Consider the following 10,831-nt stretch of genomic DNA (forward strand, 5'->3'; position numbering starts at 1 on the left):
GCGCGACGCCACGGATCCGGTCAGGCCGGAGCGCGGTTCATGCCGGGGCACCGCGCCCCTGTCGGGAGACCGAGCTTGACCGCGCCGAGTCCGACAGCATCACCCCCCGAACGTCTCCGGCGCCGCCTCGCCGCCGGCCGGGGTAGCCTGAGCCGGCCGGGCGGCGACCTGCGGCGCCTGCCCACGGGCCTCGACCTCCGGAACGTGCGGCTCGTGGAGGGCGTGCGCGCCGCCTTCGCGTTCGGCGTCGTCATCCTCCTCAACATCTGGATCCAGTGGTCGCCGCTGCTGACGATGGCGCTCGCCGCCAACCTCGCCTGCTTCTGCGACAACGGCGGCCCGATGCGCGCGCGCCTGCGCGTCCTCACCGCCTTTTCGGTCCTCGGCGGCCTGCTCTGGGCCGGCCTCGGCCTGATCCAGCCCCTCGGCCTGCCGCTGGTCGTCCCGGTCGCCTGCGCGCTGATCTTCGCCTGCTCGTATGCGCGCGTCTGGAGTGTGCAGGCCCAGTCGGCCGGCAACGTGCTCGTGGTGGTGCTGTGCATCGCCCTCGACCGGCCGCTCAACGGCGAGCAGGCGGCCGTCACCGCGGTAATGTTCGCGGCCGGCGGCCTCTGGGCGACCTTCCTGGCCCTGGTCATCTGGCGGCTGCACCCGTACCGGCCGGCCCACCGGGCGGTGGCCGAGGTCTGGCACAATCTCGCCCGGCTCTGCGGCGACCTCGAGCGGCTCGTCGCCCTGCCCGAACCCGACACCGCTGCCTTCGACGGCCACGCCCGCGGCCATCGGCGCGGCGTGCGGGCGAGCATCGAGACCGCGCGGACCATGATCCTCGATCTCGCCCGTTCCCGCGAGCGGGTCTCGGACCGCACCGCCCAGGCCCTGCTGCGCCTGGAGAGCGCCGAGCAGATCTTCGCCGCGCTGATCGCGGTGGGCGAATTGATCGACAGCCGCCCCGACGCGCGCCGCCGGGCGCTCGCCAAGGTCTTCCTGCGGCGCCTGCGCCCCCTGCTGGTAACCATTGCCCGGGCGATTCGCGACGACGTCAACCTCGACTTCACCCGCCTGGAACACTCCATCGCCCGGGTGGCCGAGGGCCTGACGGAGGACCCGACCCTCGCCCGCCTCGCCGACAGGATCGTCGGGCGCGTGCGGATCGGCGCCAAGCTGTCGACGCCGGAGGGCTATCGCCCCGGCGGCACGGTCACGGAGGGCGGCCGCCTCGATCGCTGGACCCGCTATGTCGGGCCGCTGGCGCAGAACTTCACCCTGGCCTCGCCCAACCTGCGGCACGCCCTGCGGGCGAGCGCGGTCGCGGCGCCGGCGCTCGCCGCCACCCTGACCTACGCGGGCGCCTTCACGCACTGGCTGGTGATGACCGTGGTGCTCACCATGCAGCCCTTCTACGCGGCGACGTGGCAGCGGGCGCTGGAGCGGATCGGCGGCACGGTGCTGGGCGGCCTCGTGGGCGCCGTGCTCGCCTACTACGCCACGAGCCCGCTGGCGGAGGCCGGGCTGATCCTGGTGCTCAGCATCGTCGGCTTCGCGGCGCGCCAGATCTCCTACGGCTTCTTCGTCACCTGCCTGACGCCCCTCGTGGTGCTGCTCGTCGAATTGCTGGAGCCCGGCCACAGCTCCTGGGAGATCGTCGCCATGCGGGGCGGCTTCACGGTGCTGGGCGGCGTGATCGCGGTGGCGAGCTGCCTGGTGCTCTGGCCGATCTGGGAGCCCGACCAGGTCCGGCAGGAACTGCGCCGGGCGCTCAAGGCCCAGGCCGGCCTCGCCGAGGCGGTGCTCCGCGCGCCGCCCGGCGAGGGCCGCGAGACCGCGATCGCGGCGCAGAGCCGCGAGGCCGGCCTCGCCCTCAACGATCTGGAGGCGGCGCTCTCCCGCGCCCTGCAGCAGCCCCGGGCCGGCAGCCACCCGGAGGTGGAATCCGCCCTGGTGGCCGACGCGACCCTGCGCCGGATCAGCGCCCGGCTCATCGTCCTGCGGCACGCCCCGGAGGCGGCCGCCCCCGAGGCGGAGCCGTGGCGGGACTGGATCACCGCGACCCTCGCGGCCCTGGGCGCGGACAGGCCCGTGCCCGAGCGGCCGGCGCTGGATCGCGGGCAATCGCTCGTGCGCCTCGTCAGTCAGGTCGATCTTCTGGTCGGAACCCTGCGTCCCGGGGAGATCCGGGCCGCGACGATGGTCGATGGCGGGGCCCCGGAGACCGGGCGCGGGACCGACGCGCGCGCCGGCCGGCCCGTCCTGCCATCCTGACGGACGGGCCTGCCGGGCCCCGGGCGACGGCCGGTCCCGCGGCCTTCCCGCGGGACCGGTCCCCCGTCAGAACCGCGGCAGGGCGTTGGCCGGGCCGCCGGCATGCGGGCCGCTGTAGCGGTAGGCGGCCGCCCGCGCGGGACCGGCAGCATTCTGGTAAAGGACGGGCGCGTTGCCGACCCAGCCCGAATAGGCGGAGGCCGGGTACGGCGAGTGCTTCGAATCCAGGCCCTGCGCGAGGGCGGGCGTGGCGACCGCGGCGACCAGGGCGGCGGCAGCGAGCATGCGGACACTCATGGTGATCTCCTAGCGTCTTCGTATGACTTCAACGGGAAGTCATCCGGTCAACCGTGTCGAGTGAGGAAGATCGTCGTCGCGCTGTGCTGGGCGGCGGTCTTGATCGCTCCGGCTTTGCTTGGCCGAATGTGACCTCTCAACGGGGATACTCTGCCCCGGGTTCGCCCGCTGCCGTGCGCTGGCGCACGGGGAGACGCGGCGCAGGTTCAGGAGACCGGCCCGGGCACGGCCGGGGATGCGTCCCGCGCCGAAGCGTGGCACAGACCGCGGCCTGAAAGGGATGCAGACCATGCGGCTGATCGTCGGCCTCGGAAACCCGGGCGCGCGCTACGCGGGCAACCGGCACAATATCGGCTTCCTCGCCGTCGACGCGATCGCCCGCCAGCACCGGGCGAGCCCGTTCCGCCATCGCTTCCAGGGCGAGGCCGCCGAGGTGGTGCTCGGCACCGAGCGGGCGATCCTCCTGAAGCCCTCGACCTTCATGAACGAGTCCGGCCGCGCGGTCTCGGAGGCGCAGCGCTTCTACAAGATCCCGCTGGCCGACGTGATCGTGCTGCACGATGAGCTCGACCTCGCCCCCGCCAAGCTCCGGGTGAAGCTCGGCGGCGGCAATGCCGGCCATAACGGCCTGCGCTCGATCACCGCGCAATGCGGCAACGACTACCGCCGGGTGCGGCTCGGCATCGGCCATCCCGGCGACAAGGCGCTGGTCCATGCCTACGTGCTCAACGATTTCGGCAAGGCCGAGCTGCCCTGGGTCGAGGATCTCTGCCGGGCGGTGGCCGACCACGCCGCCCTGCTGGCCGCGGGCGAGGACGCGAGTTTCCAGAACAAGGTCCACCTCGCCATGGCTGGCCGCGGCTGGGACGACGTGAAGACGCTGGGCGCCAGAAATTGACACGCCCCCACGGGGACGGGATATCGGGGCGGGCGAGAGGGTCCGATGAAGGCGGTGCGCGCCGCGCCCGGCCGTCGGCGGTTCGATTGCCTCCCGGCAGCCGCGGCCCGGCGCGTCGGTGCCGCGCGTGCTCGAGCGAGGACAGGGCGTGCGGCGTGTTCGCGGGCCCGATTCTCATCAACCCATTCCGCGCGTCGCCCGACGACGCGCTGCGACGGAACTGACCCATGGGCTTCAAATGCGGCATCGTCGGCCTGCCGAACGTCGGCAAGTCGACCCTCTTCAACGCGCTGACGCAGACGGCGGCCGCCCAGGCGGCCAACTACCCGTTCTGCACCATCGAGCCGAATGTCGGCGAGGTGGCGGTGCCCGATCCGCGGCTGAATGACCTCGCCCGGATCGCCTCCTCGAAGGAGATCATCCCGACGCGGCTGACCTTCGTGGACATCGCCGGCCTCGTGCGCGGCGCCTCCAAGGGCGAGGGCCTCGGCAACCAGTTCCTGGCCAATATCCGCGAGGTCGACGCCATCGCCCACGTGGTCCGCTGCTTCACGGACGGCGACGTCACCCACGTCGAGGGCAAGGTCGATCCGGCCGCCGACATCGAGACGATCGAGACCGAGCTGATGCTCGCCGACCTCGACAGCCTGGAGCGCCGCGCCCAGGCGCTGGAGAAGAAGGCCAAGGGCGCCGACAAGGAGGCCAAGGAGACCCTCGACCTCGTCAACCGGGCGCTCCCGCTCCTGCGCGACGGCAAGCCCGCCCGCCTCGTGGAGCGCAAGCCCGACGAGGAGAAGCTGTTCCAGTCGCTCGGCCTGATGACGGCCAAGCCCGTCCTCTACGTCTGCAACGTCGACGAGGGCGACGCCGACAAGGGCAACGCCTACTCGGACGCGGTCGTCGCCCGCGCCAAGGAAGAGGGCGCCGTGGCGGTGGTGGTCTCGGCCAAGATCGAGAGCGAGATCGCCGTCATGCCTGAGGCCGATCAGGCGGAGTTCCTGGAGGCGGTGGGGCTCGCCGAGCCGGGCCTGAACCGGGTGATCCGCGCCGGCTACGATCTCCTGGGCCTCGTGACCTACTTCACGGTCGGCCCCAAGGAGGCCCGCGCCTGGACGATCACCAAGGGCACCCGCGCCCCCGGGGCGGCCGGAGTGATCCACTCGGATTTCGAGAAGGGCTTCATCCGGGCCGAGACCATCGCGTTCAAGGACTACACGACGCTCAACGGCGAGGCCGGGGCCCGGGACGCCGGCAAGCTCCGGCTGGAGGGCAAGGAGTACGTGGTGCAGGACGGCGACGTGCTGCACTTCCGCTTCGCCAACTGAGGTCGGGCACCCCTGTCATCGCGAGCGCAGCGAAGCGACCCAGGACGGCGCGACCCCGGTGACCATGGCGCCGCTGGATTGCTTCGCTCCGTTCGCAAAGACGGGCTATCCCGATCCCCTGCCCCGCTGACCAACGAGACGAGCCCGCCATGCCCGATCCCGCGCTCGAGGATTTTTCCGTCGGCGACGTGATCGTCGGGGAGCCGCTGACGGTGACCCGCGACGACATCGTCGGCTTCGCGAAGGATTTCGACTTCCAGCCCTTCCATCTCGACGAGTCGGCGGCGGAGACGACCTTCGCGGGCCGGCTGATCGGATCCGGCTGGCACACGGCGGCCCTGGGCATGCGGCTGCTCCAGCAGGGGCCGTTCAAGGGCGGCTCGTCGCTCGGCGCGCCGGGCATCGACGAATTGCGCTGGCTCGCGCCGGTCCTGCCGGGGGACGCCCTGACGCTGACCTTCCGGGTCGCGGGCCTGCGCGATTCGGCCTCGAAGCCGGGCCTCGGCTTCCTGACCGCCGAGGTCGCCCTCGGCAACCAGCGGGCTGAGACGGTGCTGACCCAGCGCTTCACCTTCATGCTGGCCCGCCGCGGCACCGATCCCCTGCCCCCGCGGCCGGTGGAGACCGGCGTGCCGGGGCCGGTCACCGAGCCGGAGGATGCCGAGATCCTGCCGTTCCTGCGGGATGCCGAGATCGGCGCCGTGCGCGAGCTGGGCGCCTACCCCTTCACCGCCGAGGGGATCATCGCGTTCGCGCAGGCCTACGACCCGCAGGCCTTCCACCTCGACCCCGAAGCGGCCAAGCGCAGCCATTTCGGCGGCCTCTGCGCCTCCGGCTGGCACACGGCCGCCGCCTACATGAACCGCATGCTCACCACCCGCGCCCGCGACGCCGCCTACACGGCCGCGCGCGGACCCGTGCCCGAGGCGGGCCCCTCCCCCGGCTTCAAGGCCTTACGCTGGCTCAAGCCCGTCTACGCGGGCGACACGGTGCGGTTCAGCGCCAGGCTCACCGACAAGCGCGCCTCGGCCTCGCGGCCGGGCTGGGGGCTGGCGTTTGCCCGCAACACCGGGGTCAACCAGCGCGGCGAGCCGGTCTTCGCCTTCGACAGTGCGGTCTTCCACCGCTGGGAGCCCTGAGCGCACCGGGCCCGGTGCCGCGCGTTGTCGCCAGGGATACGGACGGGATCAGGCAGGCATGTACCAGAAGAAGCTCGGCAACACGGGGCTGTTCGTCTCCGAACTCTGCCTCGGCACCATGACCTTCGGGGGCGGGGCCGGGATGTGGCGCCAGATCGGCGCCCTCGATCAGGCCGAGGCCGGGCGCCTCGTCGGGCGGGCGCTCGAGGCCGGGATCAACTTCATCGACACCGCCGACGTCTATGCCGAGGGGCTCTCGGAGCAGATCACCGGCCAGGCCCTGCGCGACCTCAAGGTCCCGCGCGACAGCGTCGTCGTCGCCACCAAGGGCTACGGTCCGACCGGCCCGGGCGCCAACGCCAAGGGTGCCTCGCGCCTGCACCTGATCGACGCCTGCAAGGCGAGCCTGAAGCGGCTCCAGCTCGACCATATCGACCTCTACCAGATCCACGGCTTCGACCCGGCGACGCCGATCGAGGAGCAGGTGCGGGCGCTGGACATCCTCGTGCAGCACGGCCACGTCCGCTACGTCGGCGTCTCGAACTGGGCGGCGTGGCAGATCATGAAGGCGCTGGGGATCAGCGCGCGGGCCGGGCTCGCCCGCTTCGAGACCCTGCAGGCCTACTATTCCATCGCCGGCCGCGACCTGGAGCGGGAGATCGTCCCGATGCTGCGCTCGGAGGGGCTCGGCCTCCTGGTCTGGAGCCCGCTGGCCGGCGGCCTGCTCAGCGGCAAGTATTCCGGCGGCTCCGGCGAGGGCCGGCGCGCGAGCTTCGATTTCCCGCCGGTCGACCGTCCCCGGGCCGAGGCCTGCATCGACGCCATGCGCGTCGTCGCGGAGGCGCGCGGCGTGTCGGTGGCCCAGGTGGCCCTCGCGTGGCTCCTGCACCGCAAGGCGGTGACCACCGTCATCGTCGGGGCCAAGCGCCTCGATCAGCTGGAGGATAACATCGCGGCGACGGAACTCAGCCTCACCGGCGCGGAACTCGACGCCCTCGACGCGGTGAGCGCGCTCCCGGCTGAGTATCCGGGCTGGATGTTCGAGCGCCAGGGCGTCCGGGCGCAGCAACTCGCGGAATCGGGCCGGCCCGGCGTGCGCTGAGGCGGCCGGATCGCGCGGCCCCCTCCGATCCACCCCTCATCCTGAGGTGCCCGCGCCAGCGGGCCTCGAAGGCGGCCTCCAGGGATCGCGCGGCTGGCTGGAGCCCTCCTTCGAGGCCTCCGCTGCGCTCCGGCACCTCAGGATGAGGGTGCGGGTCGGAGGGGCGGAACAGCGCCGAACCGGACCCTCACGCCGCGTTCCGGCGCTCCGGGTAGAGGCCGTACAGGCCCTCGCGGCTCGCGTCGCAGACGCCGCGCTCGGTGATGATCCCGGTCATCAGCCGGGCCGGCGTCACGTCGAAGGCCGGGTTGGCCACGGGGCTGCCGGGGGAGACGACCTCGATCGTGGCGAAGCCGCCATCGGCGAGCCGCCCGGTCATGTGGGTGACCTCGCGCCCGTCGCGCTCCTCGATCGGGATCTCCCTGACGCCGTCGTCGAGCGTCCAGTCGATCGTCGAGAACGGCAGCGCCGCGTAGAACGGCACGCCGGTATCGCGGGCGGCGAGCGCCTTCAGGTAGGTGCCGATCTTGTTGCAGACGTCGCCCGACGCCGTGGTCCGGTCCGAGCCGACGATGCAGAGATCGACCTGGCCGTGCTGCATCAGGTGGCCGCCGGCATTGTCGGCGATCACCGTGTGGGGCACGCCGTGGCCGTTCAGCTCGAAGGCGGTCAGCGCCGCGCCCTGGCTGCGCGGCCGGGTCTCGTCGACCAGCACGTGCACCGGCACGCCCCGCTCATGGGCGGCGTAGATCGGCGCCAGCGCCGTGCCCCAATCCACCGTGGCGAGCCAGCCGGCGTTGCAATGGGTCAGCACCGTGATCGGCCTGTCGCCGCCCCTGGCCGTGTGCAGGTCGGCGATGATCTGGCCGCCATGGGCGCCGATCGAGCGGCAGCTCGCCACGTCCTCCTCGGCGATGCGGCCGGCTTCCGCGAAGGCACGGGCGAAGCGCTCGTCCGGCGCGACCGGTCGCAGGTTGGTAGAGACTCGGTCCAGCGCCCAGCGCAGGTTGATCGCGGTCGGACGCGTCGCCGCGAGCGTCGCCACTGCGCGGTCGATCCCGTCGTGGGAGGCATCTGCCCGCATGGCCAGCGCCAGCCCGTAGGCCGCCGTGACGCCGATCAGGGGCGCGCCCCGCACGATCATCGTGCGGATCGCCACCACGGCGTCCTCCAGCGTGGCGAGGCGCTTCAGCTCGAACGCGAAGGGCAGGCGGGTCTGGTCGATCACCTGGACGCTGACGCCGTCCGGGTCCGGGAAGATCGTGCGGTAGGGCTGGCCGTCGATATTCATGGCCGCTCCTGTGCCACAGCGGGACGGCTTTTGCATCCTCCCGGGCAGGATCGCGTGGGCCTGGAAATGCCGGCCGGTCAGGCTTCCTCAACCTTAGCGGCTCGTTAAGGCGGTCATGCCTAGCCTCGGGGGTAAGTTCCCGTTTCGCGTCCGGTCCCGCATGCGCTCGCTTCGCCGTCCCGCATCGCCCTACGAAACTTTCGTCGACAGCGTTCGTCCCTTCCTGGGCAAGCGCCTGACGGAACTCGGCGGTTTCGTGTTGTTCACCGGCGCGGTCGCGCTGACCGTGGCGCTGGCCACGTGGTCGATCGACGATCCGAGCCTCAACCACGCCACCAACCATGCCGCCCATAACGTGCTCGGCCAGCCGGGCGCCGTGGTGGCCGATCTCGCCATGCAGATCCTCGGCCTCGGTTCGCTGGCCTTCGTCCTGCCGCCGGCCCTCTGGGGCGTGCGGCTGATGCGGGAGCGCAATCTCCCCGAGGGCGGGCTGCGCATCGCGCTCTGGATCATCGGCTTCTGCGCCGCCAGTGCGGTGGCGAGCGCGCTCCCACCGACGACCCGCTGGCCGCTGCCCACCGGCCTCGGCGGCGTGGCCGGTGACGGCCTGCTCTCGATGGCGCGGGTGATCGTCGGGGCGGTTTCCTCGGCAGCGGCCCACCTCGTCGGCTTCGGCTACGCCGCGGTGGCGATCCTCAGCCTGACCGGCGCCTGCCGGTTCGGCGCCGTCGAGGAGGAATCCCTGCACGACGATCCCTATCCGGTCCGGCGTGCGCCGGCGCGGAGCCGGGATTCGGGCCGCGACGAGCGCGAGGATTCCGACGAGCCGAGCCTCGGCCTCGTCAGTGTCGGCGCCCTGGCGCAGGGGCTGATGGGCCTCCGCCTCGCTGCGGCCGACCGGATCGCGACGTGGCGCGCGGGCCGGGCCGAACCGATCGACGGCGCGTCGCCGGCCCTGGCGGCCCGGCGTGCCTTCACGGATGCGGACCTTCCCTGGGCCGACCATCTGCCCGAGGGGCGGCAGCCGGGGGTGAGCCGGCGCGAGCCTGTCTTCGACGCGTCCGAGGACGTCCTTCCGGCCACGAGCGCCCGACGCATCGCGCCGCCGCAGGCCGATGTGGAGGACGAGCTGGAGGCGTTCGAGGCACCCCAACGCCCGGTTCCGCCGCGGTCCGAACCGACCGCGTCCCGGGTCGCCCCGCCGGCCGCCGCGCCCGTGCCGGCCCGCCGCGCGCCCGCGCCGCCCGTCCGTCCGGAGGATTACGCCCTGCCCGCCCTCGACCTGCTGGCGGCCCCCCGCGGCCCGTCCCAGGCGAGCCTGATCTCGGCGGACGCCCTGGAGCAGAACGCCACGCTCCTCGAGGCGACGCTCGGCGATTTCGGCGTGCGCGGCGACATCCTGGCGGTGCGGCCGGGCCCGGTCGTGACCCTCTACGAGCTCGAGCCCGCCCCCGGCACCAAGTCCAGCCGCGTGATCGCGCTCGCCGACGACATCGCCCGGTCGATGTCGGCGGTCTCGGCCCGCGTCGCCGTCGTGCCCGGCCGGAACGCCATCGGCATCGAGCTGCCGAACGCCAAGCGCGAGACGGTGTATCTGCGCGAGCTCCTGGCTTCCACGGATTTCGCCGAGAGCAAGCACAAGCTGGCTTTGTGCCTCGGCAAGAACATCGGCGGCGAGCCGATCATCGCCGACCTCGCGCGCATGCCGCACCTGCTGGTCGCCGGTACCACCGGCTCGGGCAAGTCGGTGGCGATCAACACGATGATCCTGTCGCTGCTCTACCGGCTGAAGCCGGAGGAGTGCCGCCTGATCATGGTCGACCCCAAGATGCTGGAGCTGTCCGTGTACGACGGCATCCCGCACCTGCTCTCCCCCGTCGTCACCGACCCGAAGAAGGCGGTGATCGCCCTCAAATGGGCCGTGCGCGAGATGGAGGAGCGCTACAAGAAGATGGCCAAGATCGCCGTCCGGAACATCGACGGCTACAACGCCCGCATCAACGAGGCCCCCGAGAACGGCGAGACCATCACCCGCACCGTCCAGACCGGCTTCGACCGCCACACCGGCGAGGCGGTGTACGAGGACGAGGCGATGGACCTGGCGCCGCTGCCCTACATCGTGATCGTGGTCGATGAGATGGCCGACCTGATGATGGTGGCCGGCAAGGACATCGAGGGGGCGATCCAGCGTCTGGCGCAGATGGCGCGGGCGGCGGGCATCCACCTGATCATGGCGACCCAGCGGCCGTCGGTGGACGTGATCACCGGCACGATCAAGGCGAACTTCCCGACCCGGATCAGCTTCCAGGTGACGAGCAAGATCGATAGCCGCACGATCCTGGGCGAGATGGGCGCCGAGCAGCTTCTGGGTCAGGGCGACATGCTGTTCATGGCCGGCGGCGGGCGCACGACGCGCGTGCACGGGCCGTTCTGCTCGGACAGCGAGGTCGAGACCGTGGTCGCCCACCTCAAGCGCCAGGGCCGCCCAAGCTACCTCGACGCCGTCACCGCCGACGA

8 protein-coding genes are annotated in these 10,831 nt (G+C 72.2%); 6 read left to right on the plus strand and 2 right to left on the minus strand.

The window, feature by feature from the left end:
• The first annotated feature begins 39 nt into the window (after positions 1-39).
• On the plus strand, positions 40-2,262 hold the full coding sequence (locus tag BLT59_RS28450; RefSeq protein WP_091789044.1) for an FUSC family protein: 2,223 nt from the start codon (positions 40-42) through the stop codon (positions 2,260-2,262).
• 66 nt (positions 2,263-2,328) lie between these two features.
• On the opposite strand, the gene BLT59_RS28455 is transcribed toward BLT59_RS28450, so the two are convergent.
• Complete coding sequence (locus BLT59_RS28455) at positions 2,329-2,559, minus strand: hypothetical protein (RefSeq protein ID WP_091789047.1); 231 nt, start codon at positions 2,557-2,559, stop codon at positions 2,329-2,331.
• Positions 2,560-2,848: 289 nt separating this feature from the next.
• Between BLT59_RS28455 and pth the strand changes: the two genes are divergently transcribed.
• From pth to BLT59_RS28475, 4 genes are all read left to right on the plus strand, one after another.
• Complete coding sequence (pth, locus tag BLT59_RS28460) at positions 2,849-3,457, plus strand: aminoacyl-tRNA hydrolase (RefSeq protein WP_091682753.1); 609 nt, start codon at positions 2,849-2,851, stop codon at positions 3,455-3,457.
• A 227-nt stretch (positions 3,458-3,684) separates the two neighbouring features.
• Entirely contained in the window at positions 3,685-4,782 is a 1,098-nt protein-coding gene (gene ychF / locus BLT59_RS28465) for a redox-regulated ATPase YchF (protein WP_091789051.1), read from the plus strand.
• A 149-nt stretch (positions 4,783-4,931) separates the two neighbouring features.
• Positions 4,932-5,921 carry a MaoC/PaaZ C-terminal domain-containing protein gene (locus BLT59_RS28470; protein WP_091789054.1) on the plus strand — a complete coding sequence of 330 codons (990 nt, stop codon included), beginning with the start codon at positions 4,932-4,934 and terminating at the stop codon, positions 5,919-5,921.
• A 58-nt stretch (positions 5,922-5,979) separates the two neighbouring features.
• Positions 5,980-7,023 (plus strand): aldo/keto reductase, encoded by a 1,044-nt coding sequence (locus tag BLT59_RS28475; protein WP_091789057.1) that lies wholly within the window; start codon positions 5,980-5,982, stop codon positions 7,021-7,023.
• A gap of 187 nt (positions 7,024-7,210) precedes the next feature.
• Here BLT59_RS28475 and mtnA read toward each other — a convergent pair whose 3' ends face one another.
• Positions 7,211-8,314, minus strand: a complete 1,104-nt coding sequence (gene mtnA / locus BLT59_RS28480; RefSeq protein WP_091789060.1) for an S-methyl-5-thioribose-1-phosphate isomerase — start codon at positions 8,312-8,314, stop codon at positions 7,211-7,213.
• Between the two features lie 160 nt (positions 8,315-8,474).
• Between mtnA and BLT59_RS28485 the strand changes: the two genes are divergently transcribed.
• Positions 8,475-10,831 (plus strand): DNA translocase FtsK (locus BLT59_RS28485; protein WP_091789063.1); only part of this gene is annotated, 2,357 nt, incomplete at its 3' end.

Source organism: Methylobacterium sp. UNC378MF (assembly GCF_900103195.1).
Lineage (GTDB): Bacteria > Pseudomonadota > Alphaproteobacteria > Rhizobiales > Beijerinckiaceae > Methylobacterium.

What these genes read in the sequence shown, in the direction of transcription:
- BLT59_RS28470 (WP_091789054.1), top strand. Translation starts at nt 4,932, where the DNA reads ATGCCCGATCCCGCGCTCGAGGATTTTTCCGTCGGCGACGTGATCGTC.
- ychF (WP_091789051.1), top strand. Translation starts at nt 3,685, where the DNA reads ATGGGCTTCAAATGCGGCATCGTCGGCCTGCCGAACGTCGGCAAGTCG.
- mtnA (WP_091789060.1), bottom strand. Translation starts at nt 8,314, where the DNA reads ATGAATATCGACGGCCAGCCCTACCGCACGATCTTCCCGGACCCGGAC.
- BLT59_RS28475 (WP_091789057.1), top strand. Translation starts at nt 5,980, where the DNA reads ATGTACCAGAAGAAGCTCGGCAACACGGGGCTGTTCGTCTCCGAACTC.
- BLT59_RS28455 (WP_091789047.1), bottom strand. Translation starts at nt 2,559, where the DNA reads ATGAGTGTCCGCATGCTCGCTGCCGCCGCCCTGGTCGCCGCGGTCGCC.
- pth (WP_091682753.1), top strand. Translation starts at nt 2,849, where the DNA reads ATGCGGCTGATCGTCGGCCTCGGAAACCCGGGCGCGCGCTACGCGGGC.
- BLT59_RS28450 (WP_091789044.1), top strand. Translation starts at nt 40, where the DNA reads ATGCCGGGGCACCGCGCCCCTGTCGGGAGACCGAGCTTGACCGCGCCG.